This is a genomic window from Rhizobium sp. M1 (assembly GCF_002531805.1).
Taxonomy (GTDB): domain Bacteria; phylum Pseudomonadota; class Alphaproteobacteria; order Rhizobiales; family Rhizobiaceae; genus Rhizobium; species Rhizobium etli_C.
Window position 1 is genome coordinate 1 of record NZ_NWSW01000064.1, and the last position, 17,259, is coordinate 17,259.

A 17,259-nucleotide genomic window follows, 5' to 3' on the forward strand; every position below is an offset into this window, starting at 1 on the left:
TCCTTTATCGCTGGCACAGCGAGAGCTTTAGAGTCAGTGCCAGACTTGTTGCCACGGTGTTCACATTCTGGACTAAAAGGATCGCATAATGGATCGAACGGAACTGACCCGGCAGGAAAGCAAGAAGATAAGTGTTGGTAGGAACATCGCTATTCCCGCAGATTGTTAACGCGAGCACTTGGGTAACCGAGTTCCTCCGATCCAACCAGGGCCGGTTGGAGCAGATCATAGTCATCCGTATGTTAGGATGAGCAGCCGAAAATTAGTTACGGATGTCGGGGGCGGGGACGCGACTAAGCCTCCGGAAGCGAATAGCGCGTAAGAACCGCGTCCTCTCCGTCGAGGGTCACTTCGATGACTGCGTTGACCATATCCTGCGCGCCTGCCAGATCCTGCAATATGAGGGCAAACAATTCTCGTTGCAGCACAGGCAGCACCTGCGGGACGATAATCACCAGACCCGCATGCAGTTCTTCTTTGGCATAGAGCTTCCGGAAGTCGCGGGCATTGTTCGTCACGAAAGTGAAATCTTCCTCGATGATCCGAGGCATCAGGTCCCAATCGGTCTCGCCGCTCAGTCCCAGCCAATTCACATGGAAACAATCGTGGCCGCGCTCTTGAGCCACGGCCACGAGAGACGTGTGAAGGCATTCATCGATGAGAAACTTCACGAGGTCGAGCCAGACGTTTTGGGGACGTTCTCGTTCCGAAGGACCAGGCGCTTCACGGATTTCACCTTCAGGCCCTGCTCCGAAAGCTTCCTCGGACGTCCTCTGGCGGGATGGGCCGCAACCCAGATCTCGGCAAGTTCCACCATGCGCTCGGTGAGCGAAGGATAGCCCTCGACGATTTCCACCGTGGTTGCGCCCTGCGCCTTCATCGCGGCAATCGTTCGCACGGGAACACGGGTTCGCTTGAACACCGGCTCACCGGCCACGACCCCTTTCACGCTTTCAATCATTCGTTCGGCTTCTCGAAGCGCCTCGGCCCGCGCGGCCAGTTGTTCTCGTGCCCGCGCAACGTCGATAATGAGATAGTCGTCTGCCCTAACAGTTTCGGCATCGGGGTTCTGGTCGATCGTATCGAACAAGCGCTTGCGGCGCTCGGCAGACAAGATCGATCCGACGCCGTACCAGAGCTTCAACCGAAGCAGATCCTCGTCGGTGAGTGCTCGACCCCTGCTGCCAACGAGATGAGTCTCGATGATGCGCTTGTCGATCGCATTGTGCACAGACTTCACAGCGATCTCGCTGACAGCCGCCGCCTCGGCGGGTGTGTAGGCGTGTGAAGTGCTGGTCATAATCATTCTCCTTGTGGAGAATATATAATGCAGGGGACGTCTACCGTAAAGGCCGGCGGAGCTTTTCAACCTCGCTTCTCGTCAGCCTATTGGTGGGCACTTCTTCTCCAGCGGCCGTTCAGTCACGCGAAACAGTGCCTCCGTCCAAGCGAGGGATTTGCTCGTGCCGGCTCTTCACTTCGGTTCGTCGAAGATCAAGAGCCGGAAATCTCTCAAGATGCGCTCTCGCCGATTGCTGCAATGGCAGCGCAATCGGTTCTGCTCCCATCAAGGCGACCACGCCGTACTGAACGCCCACCTTTCCAATCGGACTCCTAATCGCCACGCGGAAGGCTCTTCGCCCGGAATATGATACCGCGCTCCTGATATATGCGGTAGTTCACCTCAATCGTTACCGGCTGCGGACCGCGAGGTCCGATAGCACGCAGCTCTGCGACTTCCTGGCAATGAACTCAATGAGCGATACGCGGGGCTGGCGAACAACCTTTCAAAGCCGGTCCGCAAGGGCGCTGAAATCCGCTCCAATCGTTGCGGGACAGAAGTTCTGCGGCAGGTCGCAAGCTTTGCGTTGTGGATAAGCATCGCTTCACATTATTTACAAGCGAACGGTAAATATTTTTCTGGCCCTCGCCAGGCAGTTGTTTTATGCATTGCACAATAGAGGCGTTTTCCAGATGAGGGGTCATCGTGCGAAATCATGCGTAACACGGCATTTCGATTAGCGAGGCTTTGAAGGTATCCGTATTTCAGCGGTGACAGCAAGGCCGAATATCCTGCATCAAACATGATCATTGTGCCGTGACGTCAGTCGCGGCAAGCGATTACTCATTCCCGGGGTCGAGAGCGATTGATATGCATGACGTTAGAGTAGCCCACGAGAAGCCGGAAGCCTCAGAAAATGCGGCGCAAGAGAAACGCGGACCACCTTGCGGGGCAAGTCCTCGAGGAAGCATTTGTTGGCAATGGCTACCATCGTCGCGCTTGTGGCGGCCATACGACAATGGGCGGCGACGCTCAACGCTAGCCATTCATTCATCCACGTCACGACCGGGTCGAACATCGAGGCTACCGATCGCCTCATGAAAGCCGCCGGCGTTGTTTTTGTGGGTGGCGCATATGTCGTTTGAGTTCGCGCTATATAAAAGAGTTTTTTTTGTTTACGCTGTAAATTTTTTATTATCCCTAATACGTCTCGCTAACGGTTGCGGATACTTCGTCAGCTTGGGGGTAAGCTACGCTGATGGACAAGAATGCTCAACATATGTAGAAGAGAATATTCGGAATGTACATGTTTATTCCATTTTAAATTTTCTACTAAATGACCTAATAACCTTTATAATAGTAAATTTAATTGCAATTTATCTGTTAAGAACAAAGATTCTAAGTGTGAAAAATTCATTATTATACTTTTTCTTTGCTTTTTGCGGAGTCTATACTCCGTATTTTATTGATAGGATTGTCGGAGGCACAGGTTAATGGGCAATTATTATAAAACAGTACGCAGAGACGGAAGCCTCGTGGATTCGAAAATTGTTCGTGGACCCGACGGCTCACCTGTAATGATCGACCGTAGGTCGGTTATGCTTGGTCCATTGGATTATGACCCTTGGCGCGCGGCACAGGACGCCAAAGTGCGGGCAGATTCATTTTTCGAAACTAGCGTTGGTGTCATTACGGATTTCGCCACGAATGCGCCGCTGGATTTGCAGCGCAATTATAATGGCAAAATAGCTCAGGGCGGCTCGGGATTTGTCAGTGCATTTACACCGGTGGCGTCGTACTCTTTCGGATATACTGGAGCGGCACTAGGGTACGATTTGGACACCCTACTGCGAGGTGGCGGAGCTTTAAATTGGAAAAACTCATTAACCAACAAAAACGTCGATACATCTGGGATATACTTCAATAATCCAAATAATGTTCCTAACATAAAAAAAGGATATGAAGATTATTTACGCGCAGCAGAAAGGTTCGAAGCTGATGGATCTCCGCAGTGCTTTGCGGCTTGCACTCCAATTCATTTAGATTCCGGGCTGTCAAAGCCGATTTCTGACATTCGTGTCGGGGATATAATTATGGCTTTTGACCAGTCAGACTTTGCCCGGGGTGAATTGCTTCCGCGTCGTGTAACGCGATTGTTTCGTAATGTTACGACCGAGTGGGTCCAGTTGACCTGGGAAGAGGCCGGCGAGCGGTTTGAGCTTGTGTGCACACCCGGTCACCATTTCTTGGACGAGTACGGGAAATTCCCTCCCATCGAGCAGATGATTGCCTCGGGCCGAGCAACGGTAGTTCTGGCATCAGGCGCTCTTTGTGAGGTAACCGCCGAGCGAATACTATATTCGGCCGAGACGGCTGACATGTTCGAGCAGGCGCATGTCCGCGGCGCAGTTACGGGCAATGCGGTACTGAAAGATCTATGCCTCAATGGCTGGCAGACATACAATTTCGAAGTTGAAGATCTACACACCTATGTTGCGGGTGGTGTCAGAGTTCACAATATATCCGACCCGGTTGCCCATAATAGGAAGGGTGTCGATGATAGAGGCATCTTCGCCGTAGCATACGACGTACCCGGCTACGGAAGCCAAGTCTTTAACGGAGTTGCGCTGGATTACTATTACAACTCCCTGGGCGGTGCGACCGGTTTTGCGGGCACAGCGCTCGGCTGGGGGCTCGCCACAGCGGCGACGGCTAACTTCAGCGGCGCCAGCGGCTTTCTAACGCAAGCGATCTTCGGCGTGGCTTACGCAGAGAAGGCTGGCAAATATAATAATCCAGAGACGACAAAGTATGTGCAATATGTTGGCAATAATTACGTGCAGACTGTCAAGGCTACCCATGGCAGCGAGTCTGCGCGAGGATTCTTAGAATCCTTCGGTCCCGCCAGGTATGGGGAAAAGCTCGGCTCCCCCGAACATATCGCTGATCGCGCTTTTGCACGTGGCTACAGCTACTTGGCAACGTATTCAGCTCTGGCCAATGTGTCTCCTTATTCGCCGGAAGCCTATCGTGCTGTGGATAAACATCGCGCCCAGAACACAGCTAGGCTAGCGGGCTCTTCAGGCTCCTCCTCTAATGACTCAAGGTCCTCAACTAGTAGCAAATCAAAGTCTACTGGAGGCAGAAGCAGCAGCGATTATGGTCCAAGCCCGAGCGGCAATTGGAGCTCCTCCACGAGACCTGTTCTTCTCGACTTGAGCGGTAACGGGTTGACGGTCGAGACGCTGTCGACCTCCTCGATGTTCTTGGATCTGGACGGCGACGGCTACCAGCATCGCACCGCCTGGGCGGGAGTGGGCACCGGTGTTCTTATTATCGACGCCGATGCAGACGGTAAGATTAGCCGGTCTAAAGAATTCGCCTTCACCGAATGGGATTCTTCGGCCTCAAGCGATCTTGAGGCGCTGAAGCATATCTTTGATACCAACGGCAACGGCAAGCTGGATGCCGGCGATGCGCAATGGTCGAAGTTCCGGGTGGAGGTCAACGGCCAACTCGTGACACTCGACAGCCTTGCCATCGCCTCGATCGATCTAACGCCGAAGGGCAGCGGCCAGACTTTCGAAGACGGCTCGGCCATCACCGGCACGACCACCTTTACCCGCGCCGATGGCACGACCGGGACCGTCGGCGACGCCAAGCTGGCAAACGACGATACCGCCTATATCGTCAAGACGACCAGCGTGACCAAGGCCGACAGCTCGGTCGAGAAAACGATCCTTGCCTACAATAAGGATGGCAGCCTGGCCTTCCGCAATGTGGTGACGACTAGCGCCGATGGCAAAAGCGTGCAGACGCAGTTCGACGACGACGGCAACGGCACGTTCGACCGCTCGCAGACCAATGTGCTGACCGTCGATGCCTCCGGCGTGCAGACAAAGGTGGTTTCCAACTTCAACGCCGACGGATCGCTGAAGGATCGCACCACGACGGTCACCAGCACCGATCATCTGACCGTGACGACCACGGTCGACCAGGATGGCGACGGCATTATCGACCAGCGTCAGACCTATGTTCAAACCGCCGATGGCTCGACCACGACGACAACGGAGCAGCTCAGTCTCAACGGCACCGTCCTGACCGAGACGATGGTCACTTCCTCTGCCAATGGCCTGACGAAGACCACCAGTCTCGATCGCGACGGCAACGGCACCTATGACAATATCGTCACCGAGACCACTACGGTTGCCGCCGACGGCAGCCGCAGCAAAACGACCAAAGAGCAAAGCGCCAGCGGCAAGGTCATCTCTGCCATCTATAAGACGACCAGCGCCGATGGCCGCACCATTTCGATCTACACAGACTCCGATGGCAACGGCCCTTCTGAAACCCGCACCGACACCATATCCACTGTGGCGGCTGATACAGGCACGGTGACGCTGGAAGCAACGGTCTACAACACCAACGCCTCGTTTATCAGGCGCTCGAAGACGACGACGATCACCAGCGCCAACGGATTGTCGAAGACCGTCAAGAGCGACGTCAACGCCGATAATATCAACGACTTCACCGATACCGACGTTACGGTGATCGACGCCACCAACCGGACTCAGACGGTGCAGCATCGTAGCGGCAACAACACGCTGCTGTCGCAGACGATCACCAAGACCAGCATCGATGGCAAGTCGATTACGATCGCCGAGGATGCCAATGGTGACGGCAAGAACGATCAATTCACGGAGATCGTCATCGGCACCGATGGAAAGACGACCAACACAGTCAGCAATCTCAACTATGATACCTCGCTGGCCAGCAAGACCGTCACCGTGACATCCGCCGACGGCCTGTCGAAGACGACCAGCACAGACGCGAATGGCGACGGCACTAATGAACTCGTAGTGAGCGACGTCAATACCAACGAGGCCGATGGCAGCCGGACGGAAACGGTGACGTCGAAGAACGCCAACGGCGCGACGATCGCCACGACCGTCACCAACACGTCGGCCGACAGCCTGACTCAGACGGTCAAGACCGATGCCGATGGCGACGGTGTCTTCGAGGAGACGACGACCGATGTCATCGTCCTCGACGCCACCGGCAAGCGCACCGAAACGGTGAGCAGCACCAGCGCCAACGGAACGCTCAACGCGCAGACCATAACCGAAGTCAGCGCCGATCGCCGGACGACCACCGTCTGGACGGATGCGGATGGCGACGGCAAGATCGACACTCGCCAAGTCAAGGTCATCGCGTCGGATGGCTCGACCACGACGACGGAAACGGCCTATACGCCGAACGACACGGTCACCGGCACGACCAACAGCACGGTCACCGTCACCGGCAACGGCCTGACGACGACCACATCCGTCGACCTGAACCGCGATAGCCTCGCTGACCGGATCACGACCGACCAGACGGTGCTGAACACCGATGGCAGCAAGACCCGGACGATCTCGCTGAAGAGCAGCAATGCGACGCTGCTTGACAAGAAGACCATTGTCACGTCTGGCAACGGCAAGTCGATCACCACGAGTGAGGACCTCAACGGCGACGGTGTCGTCGATGCCAAGACCACCGACGTGACGACCTTCGACACCTACGGTAAACAGTTCCAAACAGTGTCGAATTTCCGCGGCACGACGCTGGTTGGATCAACCAAGGTCACCACTAATTTGAATGGGCTTGATGGAGCGACCGATTACGATCTGGACGCCGACGCTGTGCTCAACCGAACCTCGTCGTGGAAGAAAGCGCTGCCCGACACTGCCGGAGCGGTCACCACGACCGAAACGGTGAGGGCAGGCGATGCCACATCCGACACCCCCGCCACCTTGATCTCGCAGACGATCACCACCGTCAGTGCCGATAAGAAGACCACCACGGTCACTTCCAAGATCGATGCTGACACTGTCGTCGACCGGCTGCAAACGATCACGATCGACAACGCCGGAACGAAGAAGGACGAAGTCAAGCAGTATAACGCTGCTGGCGTGCTCGAAAGCCAGGCGGTCGTCACCACTTCCGACGATGGTCTTTCGAAGACGTCGAGTTCCGATCTCGACGGCAATGGGGTCTTCGAACTGGTCACGACCGATGTGACAGCCCTGAATGCCGATGGCAGCCGCACCGAGACGATCTCGAAGTCGGTCAGCGGCAATCTTGTTTCCACCACCACGTCGAATGTCAACGCCAGCGGCCTGAGCAAGACGATCAACTGGGCCGATGCCACCGGCACGGTGGTTCGCTCGATGAGCGATGTCACCGCTCTTAATGCCGATGGCGGCACCACGGAGACCCTGTCCTACCGCAAGGCCGGCGGAGCGCTGGAAAGCCAGACCGTCACCACGATTGCGGCGCATGGGCTCTCGACGACGGTCACCACCGATGTCGACGGCAATAGCACCGTCGACAAGAAGTCGGTGACGACCAAGCAGGCTGACGGCTCGACAATCCAGCTCCTCAGCGACTTCGGCGCCAATGCCGTGCTGAAGGATTCGAAGAAGGTCACGACGTCTGCCGACGGCCTGACGCAAACCGTCGACTATGATAGCGACGGCAATGCTACGGTCGACAAGAAGACGACCAGCACGACCGTTCTGAACGCCAATGGCAGCAGGACGACCACGGTCAAGGAGATCGTTGGCAGCGTCACCAAAAGCATCACGCTGACGGATGTGTCCGGCGATGGCCTGACCGTTACCACCAAGTGGGACACGACGGGCACCGGCGGCGGCACGACGTTCAACAAGAGCCGCACCGATGTCACCGTCCTCAATTCCGATGGCTCGAAAACGCAGACGATCAGCGACTTTACCGGCACGACGCTCACCAGCCGCACTCTCGTCGAAACCAGCGCCAACGGCTTGAAGATCACCACCAAGTTCGACCCGACAGGCGCTGGCACCTACAGCCAGACGGCGACCGATGTCACGGTCCTGAACCTCAACGGTACGACGACGCGGACGATGGAAAGCAAGAAGACCGCCGATAGTTCGCTGATCTCCAGGAGCATCGTCACAACAAGCGCCAACGGCCTGATCGTCGGCTCCAGCGAAGAGCGTCCTGGTTTCACCAATCAGACGGTCACCGACACGACCACTGTGCTGGCGAACGGCGCCGTTCGCGAGACCGTCGAGACGAAGGACAGCGCCGGCGCTTTAATCGGCAAGGTCGTCACGCTCACCAGCGCCGACAAGCTGACTGTTACTGTCGACCGTGACGGCAATGGCGATGGCATCGTCGATCAGCATCAGGAGACGGTCACCGCCAATTCCGGCATCCAGACATCGGTCACCACCAACTTCAAGACCGATGGAACAACGGTCAGGGACAAGTCGACCACGGTCGTCTCTGCCGACGGCCGCCAGAAGACGACCACTTGGAACCTCGACGGCAATGGCACGATCGATCGTCAGCGGGTGACGAATTTCACTATAAATGCCGATGGAAGCACCACGACCATCATCTCGGACAAAGATCTTCCGGCCGGCACTTTGACGGCAACAACGACGATCAAAACCTCTGCAGACGGCAAGGTGAAAACGACGTCGGTGGACACCAATGGCGATGGAACGCCCGATCAGGTTGAATCCTTCACCATTGACTCGACCGGCGCCTCAGTCTCGGTGGTCACCAACAATGCCACGGCACGAAGCACCTCCAACCTGACGTCGGGTGTCGTCTACTGGAAACAGGCTATCGCCGCCAAGATCGAGACCACGACTTCGGCTGACGGTCGCACGGAGGTTGCCAAATACGACTATGATGGCAATGGCGTCTACGAGACCGTCATGCTATCAACGATCCAGGTCGACGGCTCCGTCGTCACGACGGTCACCGAAACCGGCACGACCCCTGCCAAAGGGACGATCGCGACCAGTGCTGACGGCCTGATCACGACCCTTTCGAAAGATACCGACAACAATGGCAGCATCGATCATATCGAGACCGCGGTCACCCATGCCGACGGATCGATTACGCTGAGCAAGAAAGACGCTAACGCCGTCAAGCAAACCATTGTCGAGGAGGTGCGGTCTACCGGTACGCTCGCTTATCGAAAAACGACAGATCTCGGCGGATTGAATTGGACCTACAGTGAGGAAACCTACGATGGCTGGGGCCGTCAAACGTCAACTAACGTTGTCTATGATGACAACACACGCCTCGCGTACCAATTCGATGTAACGAACACCAATTCTTGGTGGAAGGTCCAAGATTCGTACACGGGGAGCCGGCATGACTGGACACGGCAATTTTGGGACAACGGTTGGCTGACGCACAGATCCTACGATTACGATCCCAGCAACAACTTCTGGCAATTTGCTTACGACTATGACGCGAGCGATACACTAATTCAAACGACAAAGTATTTCGACAACGGCTATATGGACGTCTATGTCGTTGCCGAAAATAAAACCTATCACCTCGACCCCAACTATAACCGGATTGGTCCCGTACTTCTGGATCTTGACGGTGACGGCCATGTGGATCTTCGCCCAATCGATTTGACTAGCATCGTAGCCTCGCCGACCTTCGACTGGGATGGAGACGGTCTTCGCGATACGACGGCCTGGGTCGGTCCTTCCGATGGCTTCCTTGCCATTGACCTTGCCTCGGACGGGACTGCCGGCCCTAACGGTGTTATCGATCAGGCAAAGGAGCTGGCCTTCTCACTTTGGGCGGAACAGGGCGAGACTGCGGGCAGTATTTCGGATCTCGATGGCGTCCGCCTTGTCTTCGATACGAACCATGACAACGTGTTGAATGCCGACGACGAGCGCTGGAACGAGTTCCGTATTTGGCGCGATGCCAACCAGAATGGTCTCACCGACCAGGGCGAACTCCTGACGATGACGGATGCCGGTATCAAGCTCATCAACCTGATGCCGAACACGGATGGATATCAGGCATTTGCTGACGGTTCGACGATCACAGGCACCAGCTCCTACCAGACAGTCGACGGCAAGGGGCATCTGGTCGGTGACGCAATGCTGTCCTTCCGGCCGAGTCGAACGTCCAATGTCGCATAAGAAGATCCCATGCCCTATGTCGGCGCTGCAAAGCGCCGACATAACCGCTCTTCACTGACTCCACATCATGACGGACATCCTAACAGCTCCCGACTCTCACGCCGAGGTGGCGGCGATGGCGGGCGAGCCACACCCGATACCCGAAGCAGCAATCGCCGATAGCGGACTTGCGGCGATTTGCGCTGTTGCCGGCTATTTCAGGATCGCATCACGTCCAGATACGTTGGGCCGGGAGCTGGCGTTGACCGCGCCGGCTTCACGTGACGACCTGCTGCGCGCCGCAAAAATCGTCGGCCTGAAGGCACGCATTGTTCGGGCAAGCCAAGCCAAACGGCTGACGACTCTTCCCGCTCCAGCTCTTGCCTCACTAAAGGACGGCACCTTCGCCGTCTTTGCCGGCGTGGCCGCTGAAGGTCGCTATCGTCTGATCAATCCCATCGATTTCTCGGCTAGCAATGTGGAGGCAGACGAGCTTCTCGCCCTGACCTCCGGCGAATTCATCCTCGTCCAGCGGCGTTTTGCCGGTCCCGGCGCCTCGCAGCAGAATTTCGGCTTCCGCTGGTTCCTGCCGGCGATCTGGCGCTATCGGCGAGCCTTCGGCCATGTACTGATCGCCTCGCTCGTCATTCAGATCTTCGCGCTGGTGACGCCGCTGTTCTTCCAGGTCGTCGTCGACAAGGTGCTGGCGCATCGCAGCTATTCGACGCTGATCGTGCTCGTCATCGGCCTTGCCGCCGTCGGGCTCTTCGATGTCGTGCTGCAATATTTGAGAACCTATGCGCTGTCGCACACGACCAACCGAATCGATGTCGAGCTCGGCCGGCGCCTTTTCCGCCACCTCCTCAACCTACCGCTCAGCTATTTCGAGACCCGCGCCACCGGCCAGACCGTCGCGAGAATCCGCGAGCTCGAAACCATCCGCAATTTCTTGACCGGGCAGGGGCTGTTCTCCGGCCTCGATCTGATCTTCACCATCGTCTTCATCTTCGTGCTATTTTCCTATTCCACGAAGCTCGCCTGGATCGTCGTCGCCTCCATTCCCTTCTACATGGCGATCGGCTTTCTCATCCGGCCTTTCCTCAAGGAGCGGATCGACGAGAAGTTCGAGCGCGGCGCCTTCAGCCAGCAATTGCTTGTCGAGACCGTCGTCGGAATCCAGACGCTGAAGGCCTCGGCGGTCGAGCCGGTGGTCTCCTCGCAGTGGGAAGAGCGTCTGGCCGCCTATGTGCGCTCGTCTTTTCTTGCGACCATGCTGGCGGCGAAAGGCCAGAACGCCATCCAGTATGTCAACAAGATCACTTCGGCCGCCCTGCTCCTCTTCGGCGCGCAGGCGGTCATCGACGGTGAGCTGACGGTCGGAGCGCTGGTCGCCTTCAACATGATCGCCGGCCAGGTCTCGCAGCCGATCCTGCGGCTGTCGCAGCTCTGGCAGGATTTCCAGCAGGTGCAGGTCTCTGTCGCCAGGCTCTCGGATATTCTCAACGCGCCGCAGGAGCCGCGCCCGAGCGTCGCCGTCAGCCTGCCGCCGCCGAAGGGCGCAATCGGCTTCAAATCGGTGAACTTCCGCTATTCCCCTGACGGCCAGGATGTTCTGAAGGACATCAGCTTTTCGATCCGTCCCGGCGAAGTCATCGGCATCGTCGGCCCCTCCGGCTCCGGCAAGTCGACGCTGACCAAGCTGGTGCAGCGCTTCTATATCCCGAACAGCGGCCAGGTCTTCGTCGACGGCCAGGACATCGCCCAGGTCGATCCGGCCTGGTTGCGGTCGAATATCGGTGTCGTGCTTCAGGAGAACATGCTGTTCAACCGGACGATCCACGACAATATCTGCATGGTCAATCCGGCCATGTCGCGGGCCGCCGCCATGCAGATGGCGCGGTTGTCAGGCGCCGACGAATTCATCGCCAAGCTGCCGCGCGGCTACGACACGCTGATAGAAGAGCGCGGCGCCAATCTTTCCGGCGGGCAAAGGCAGCGGCTTGCCATTGCCCGCGCGCTCGCCACCAATCCGCCGATCCTGATCCTCGACGAAGCCACCAGCGCGCTCGACTATGAGAGCGAGCGCATCATCCTCGCCAATATGCGCGAGATCGTCCGCGGCCGCACCGTCATCATTATCGCCCACCGTCTGGCCACGGTCAGGCACTGCAACCGCATCATCGGCATGAAGGATGGGCGCATCGTCGAAGAGGGAACGCACGAGACGCTGCTTGCCCGCCCGAACGGCCTTTATGCGCATCTCTGGCAGTTGCAGACGGGGGCAAATCAATCATGAACCAGAATGTTCAGCCTCCCCGGATTCCGCCGAAGCCAGCGAAGCCGCCGAAGAGATTGCAGGTGGACAACGAGTTCCTGCCGGCCGCGCTCGAAATCCTGGAAACCCCAGCCTCGCCGATCCGCACCGCGCTGATCTGGTTCATCTGCTTGCTCACTGCCGGCGCGCTCCTATGGAGCTATCTCGGCAACTTCGATATCGTCGCGACAGCGCAGGGCAAGATCCAGCCGACCGGTCGCGTGAAAGTGATCCAGTCGCTCGAGGTCGGAAAGACGATCGCCGTTCCCGTGTCGAACGGCGTCAAGGTCGAAGCCGGAGACATTCTTGTCGAGCTCGATCCGACGGAAGCCCGCGCCGAGGTCGACGCCTTGTCGATCAGCCTTTCCACGCTGCGCGCCGAGGTGGCGAGGCGCAGCGCGGCTTTGGCGCAGGTCGACGCCTGGCAGAAGGGCGATCTCTGGAGCGGAGCGCGCCGCATCGAGATTGCCCCGCAATTCGACAATTCGATATCGGCGGAAATCTGCATGCGCGAGACGCTGCTTTACAATTCCGATCTGGAGCAGCTGGCATCGACGCTCGACAGTCTTGCGGCCCAGCGCAACCAGCAGTTCGCCGCACTGAAGCGGTATAGCGAGATGGTTGCCGCCCAGCAGGCGCTGGTGGCAACGCTTGCGGATCGCGTCACCATGCGCTCCAATCTCCTCGATCTCAGCGCCGGCTCAAGATCCGGCGTCATCGATGCCGTCGAGATCAAGCAGAAGGAAGAGGCAAACCTCGTCGAACAGATCGGTCAGCGGGCGGAGGCGGAGACGGCGATCGCCGCCGCGGCGAGCGAGGGGCTGAAAGCGATTAAAACCTTCGTCGCTGACCATGTCGAGAAGCAGGCGCAGGCTTCGCGTGAGATCGACGAGAAGGAGCAGCAACTGGTCAAGGCGGCCAAACGGCTGGAATCGATGACGATCAAGAGCCCGATCAAGGGCGTCGTGCAGACTTCCGCCATCACCACGGTCGGCCAGGTGGTGACTGCGGGCGCCGAACTGATGCGGATCGTCCCCGACGATGCTTCGCTGGAGATCGAAGCCTATCTGCCGAACCGGGACATCGGCTTCGTCTCGCCAGGGCAGCCTGCCGTCATCAAGGTCGAAGCCTTTCCCTTCACCCGCTATGGTATCCTCAACGGCACGGTCACCCGTGTCGCGACCGATGCCATTCCCGAACCCGACGCGCAACAGCTCGAAGGGCAGCCGGCAAAGGAGCTGCAGAGCGTGATCCCGATCGGCAATGCTCAGCGGGTTCAAAACCTGGTCTTCCCCGTCGTCATCAAGCCGGATGAAGCGAGCATCGACATCGATGGCACCCGCGTCGCGCTCTCGCCCGGCATGTCCGTCACCGTTGAGGTCAAAACCGGCAGCCGGCGTATCCTCGAATATCTTTACTCGCCGCTCGCGGAGATCGCCTCCCAGGCAATGCAGGAGAGGTGAGTGGGGCGAGCCGACCAAGAGGAAGATAGAACACTAACCGGGCGCGTTATAACAACAACGCGGCGGTAACAAAGAGTATTGAAACTATCACCCTTAATCATCTGATGGCGCGATCCGCATCCAGGACGATGTGCTCGGCTGGGTGCCGCAATATGATTTGTCCGAAATCACCCGCTCCGCCTGAACTGGCACGCAAAATCCAACCAGCATTGTGGGAACGCCAGCCGTACGTCCTGCTGACCACACCGAGCAGCGGGGGCACGCTGTCGGGCGTCGTTCCTGTTTGTGAGGGCTGTTCCGCGAGACTTGCCTGAGCGCGCCAACCTTTTCTGGTCGAAAAGTGTTTCTGTAGCTGATCACGGTTCAAAAGGGGAAGGCAAATGTGGGAGCACAACATCGAGGCCCTTTGATGAAACGGGAGCAGAAATCCGAGTTCGTCTTCCTGACTGCGTTCTATCGAATTTCGGCTTGCCCTGCCGATGGATTTGGTGTCCAGGAGTAATGTCGCAATGATGCAATCGGAGCCAAGTTGTGGACCCAAAACGAACTGAACAAAAGCAGCGTCGGACGATCATAGCCGAGGGCGCCCATCCTGTTGATGCTCATGTGGGGGAGCGCATATTTGCAGCGCGTCAAGCCAAAGGGATGTCTCAAAAGACTCTGGCGGCACGGCTCGGGATAACCTTCCAGCAAATTCAGAAATACGAGAAGGGTAAGAACCGCGTCAGTGCGTCAGTACTCTACCGGATCATGTGCGCGCTAGACGTGCCCGCTACCTATTTTTTTGACGGATTAGCGGCCCCTGACAAGGCCGCGCTGGAGGCCAATCCCCCCCAACGAGAAATCTGAAGTCAACGGAACCATTGTTTAGGGCCCAGGAAAATGTGAATCTCTTGCAAAATTACCTAGCCTCTTCTTCGGCCGTCCGGAAAGCGGTCCGCTCACTGCTTTCACTCATTGCCAAGGAGAAGACATAGGTTCCTATCAAGGATAGCAGGGTTGGTGTGTTTTAAAGCTCGTCACCGTTCGCGTTCGCGAACGAATGACTCATATTTAAGATTGCTCAGCTGCAATCTATTGTGATTTGCATGGCCAAAGATTATGAATAGTATAAATTATGGAAGATGTTGTGATTAGTTTAGAAAAAAATCGATTTTGGCAACATTCTCATATATTTCTATTGCTAATATTTTGGCATTTTATTATATATATACTCCATTTCCTCTTTTGACCGTGTGTTTTCTTTTCCGTACGAGGGAATTGAGATTGAATATATAAAGTCGTTGGTGATTTTTATATTTATATTAGATTTTTTGGCTTTACTTCCCGCAGCTATATGCTGGGCTCTGTTTATATTGATTAATTTCAAGAAAAAATCTCGGTACTAAAGAAATAAAGCGCTCGGCGGCGACCGTGTTGTGGTTCCATAAACAGGCGTGATCCCACGTGATTGAGATTACGCCGTCTGTTCAGATACATTCAAGAGCAACTAAAAGATACGAGAGGGGCGAAGGCCGCTCAAAAAGCGCTATGGCATTTGTCATTCATTTGCATTACCATCGCACCGAAAAGTGGAGATAGCTATGGCTGCACTCGTGCAAACTCGTATTGATGCCGAAGTTCGGGATCGGGCCTCCGCAGTGCTTGAAAACATGGGGCTTACAGTATCGGACGCTGTTCGTATCTTGCTCACCCGGACGGCCAACGAGGGTGCGCTGCCACTCGAGCTTATTTCGGGCAGCGAGGCCCATGACGCTTGGTTTCGCACCAAGGTGCTTGAAGCGCTGAACGATACTCGACCGGACGTTTCGGATGATGAAGTCGAGGCACAATTTGCTAAACGCCGAGCGGCAGCCCGAGTTAATGCGGGTTCTCGAAAATCGTGAAGCTTACCTGGTCTGCCTTCGCATTATCGGATCGCGACGCCATATTCACATACATAGAAGCGGAAAATCCGTCAGCCGCTATTCTGGTCGACGAACGGATCGTTGCTGCCGTTCGTCGGTTGATAGATTTTCCCGCGAGCGGCCGTGTTGGCAGAATTGCTGGCACCCGCGAACTGGTAATTAACGGTACGCCGTACGTCGCGGCGTATGCAATTACCGAAACAGCAGTCCGTATTCTCCGCGTCCTCCATGGCGCGCAGGAATGGCCAGACACTTTGCCAACGACCTAGGACGAATCGACATTCATCTGAGCCAGATCATCGCTGCGACGAGATATACGCAGCCTTTGAAGTGAATGGTTCTGCGGTCATAACGTGTGGCGAAACGGCGGAAGTGCTTCATTCGGCTGAAGCAGCGTTCGATACGGTTCCGCTGAATGTAGATGGTTTCATCGTGCGGTACGATGATTTTACGCGAGCGGTTTGAGGGGATCACCGCCTCGGCTCCCATGCCGGCGATCGTTTCCCACAAGGCATTGCTGTCATAGGCTTTATCGCCGAGTACGGCCTTGCCGTACCTGCCCCTCCAAAAGAGCCGGAGCTTGGGTAATATCTCCGGCCGCTGATCTTTATAGATGAGACCGGCCTGTCGACCAAAATGGCACGCCTTATCGGGATCGAGATCAAGCTGACCATCGAACCAGGCGCGTCGCCGCTTCAGGATATCCGGTCGATCCTGCTCCAATGCATGTGCGGACTTTTTTTAAACGTCCAGCCACGGCGTCGTAGCCAAGCACCGAGCGCGCTCCGGCTGATGCGCATCTGCCGCTCAACGAACAGACGCTCGACCATTTCATCGAGCGTCACGTCCTTGCGATCATCGATCATTTCGACAACGAACGCCTCGTGTGCATCCAAGCTCGAGGATCTTCGCCAACCTTGTGGCCGTGCCGTCTGCTCGCCATCTCTGGCTCTCGCAATCCAGCGGATCGCTGTCGAAACTCCAATCCCAAACCGGGCTGCAACCTGACGCGCGGAAACGCCTCTTGCCGACGCTTTCAACACCCGCAATCGAAGATCATCGCTCAGTGCTCGTGCCATCATCCACCTCTCCAAAGTGGATGTTGAATCAGCTTCGGCCTGCGCCGTCACTTCACAATCGATTCATCGATCACAGGATCTGCTCTAGCCGCCAACTCGCAACCTTTGAAGCAAGGAGTCCCAACCTGTTGATCTCGGAGGGGCGTTGCGGACCCGCTTTCGAAATCGGCGACATATGGGTGCGCGAAATTTGTGCAGTGTCCGAGAAAAGGATGCCGATTCCGATGAAGCCGCCCCTTTGTTCC

General features: G+C 56.7%; 10 protein-coding genes and 1 pseudogene. 7 read left to right on the forward strand and 4 right to left on the reverse strand.

Annotation, left to right across the window (positions count from 1 at the left end; translation table 11 throughout):
* Positions 1-293: 293 nt before the first annotated feature.
* Together CO655_RS31760 and CO655_RS31765 are read right to left on the reverse strand one after the other, a co-directional pair.
* Positions 294-671, reverse strand: a complete 378-nt coding sequence (locus tag CO655_RS31760; RefSeq protein WP_097667865.1) for a DUF5615 family PIN-like protein — start codon at positions 669-671, stop codon at positions 294-296.
* A complete protein-coding gene (locus tag CO655_RS31765) occupies positions 668-1,300 on the reverse strand; it encodes a DUF433 domain-containing protein (RefSeq protein ID WP_097667866.1) in 633 nt (210 codons plus the stop codon). Before CO655_RS31765 ends, CO655_RS31760 begins: the two co-directional genes overlap by 4 nt.
* A gap of 962 nt (positions 1,301-2,262) precedes the next feature.
* Here CO655_RS31765 and CO655_RS34100 point away from each other — a divergent pair.
* The 7 genes from CO655_RS34100 (at position 2,263) to CO655_RS31795 (ending at position 16,204) form a co-directional block, all read left to right on the forward strand.
* Positions 2,263-2,427, forward strand: coding sequence for a hypothetical protein (locus CO655_RS34100; RefSeq protein ID WP_176539347.1), 165 nt, complete (start codon positions 2,263-2,265; stop codon positions 2,425-2,427).
* Positions 2,428-2,817: 390 nt separating this feature from the next.
* On the forward strand, positions 2,818-10,272 hold the full coding sequence (locus CO655_RS31770) for a hypothetical protein (protein WP_245423993.1): 7,455 nt from the start codon (positions 2,818-2,820) through the stop codon (positions 10,270-10,272).
* A 115-nt stretch (positions 10,273-10,387) separates the two neighbouring features.
* Positions 10,388-12,547, forward strand: a complete 2,160-nt coding sequence (locus tag CO655_RS31775) for a type I secretion system permease/ATPase (protein ID WP_176539348.1) — start codon at positions 10,388-10,390, stop codon at positions 12,545-12,547.
* The gene (locus CO655_RS31780) at positions 12,544-14,028 is read left to right on the forward strand and encodes an HlyD family type I secretion periplasmic adaptor subunit (protein ID WP_097667869.1); all 1,485 of its coding nucleotides are present in this window, start codon (positions 12,544-12,546) and stop codon (positions 14,026-14,028) included. Before CO655_RS31775 ends, CO655_RS31780 begins: the two co-directional genes overlap by 4 nt.
* Positions 14,029-14,559: 531 nt before the next feature.
* Positions 14,560-14,877, forward strand: coding sequence for a helix-turn-helix transcriptional regulator (locus CO655_RS34610; protein WP_245423995.1), 318 nt, complete (start codon positions 14,560-14,562; stop codon positions 14,875-14,877).
* A 728-nt stretch (positions 14,878-15,605) separates the two neighbouring features.
* Positions 15,606-15,914 (forward strand): type II toxin-antitoxin system RelB/DinJ family antitoxin, encoded by a 309-nt coding sequence (locus CO655_RS31790; RefSeq protein WP_097667872.1) that lies wholly within the window; start codon positions 15,606-15,608, stop codon positions 15,912-15,914.
* The gene (locus CO655_RS31795; protein WP_097667870.1) at positions 15,911-16,204 is read left to right on the forward strand and encodes a type II toxin-antitoxin system RelE/ParE family toxin; all 294 of its coding nucleotides are present in this window, start codon (positions 15,911-15,913) and stop codon (positions 16,202-16,204) included. The genes CO655_RS31790 and CO655_RS31795 overlap by 4 nt, the downstream gene beginning before the upstream one ends.
* Before the next feature lie 13 nt (positions 16,205-16,217).
* Here CO655_RS31795 and CO655_RS34730 read toward each other — a convergent pair whose 3' ends face one another.
* Together CO655_RS34730 and CO655_RS31800 are read right to left on the reverse strand one after the other, a co-directional pair.
* Entirely contained in the window at positions 16,218-16,550 is a 333-nt protein-coding gene (locus CO655_RS34730; RefSeq protein ID WP_280953081.1) for a transposase, read from the reverse strand.
* 30 nt (positions 16,551-16,580) lie between these two features.
* Positions 16,581-17,014: pseudogene (locus CO655_RS31800) on the reverse strand (transposase); the annotation flags it as partial.
* Positions 17,015-17,259 lie beyond the last annotated feature (245 nt).

Excerpts from the sequence above, each read along its gene's own strand:
- CO655_RS31780 (WP_097667869.1), top strand. The coding sequence starts at position 12,544 with ATGAACCAGAATGTTCAGCCTCCCCGGATTCCGCCGAAGCCAGCGAAG.
- CO655_RS31775 (WP_176539348.1), top strand. The coding sequence starts at position 10,388 with ATGGCGGGCGAGCCACACCCGATACCCGAAGCAGCAATCGCCGATAGC.
- CO655_RS31765 (WP_097667866.1), bottom strand. The coding sequence starts at position 1,300 with ATGACCAGCACTTCACACGCCTACACACCCGCCGAGGCGGCGGCTGTC.
- CO655_RS34100 (WP_176539347.1), top strand. The coding sequence starts at position 2,263 with ATGGCTACCATCGTCGCGCTTGTGGCGGCCATACGACAATGGGCGGCG.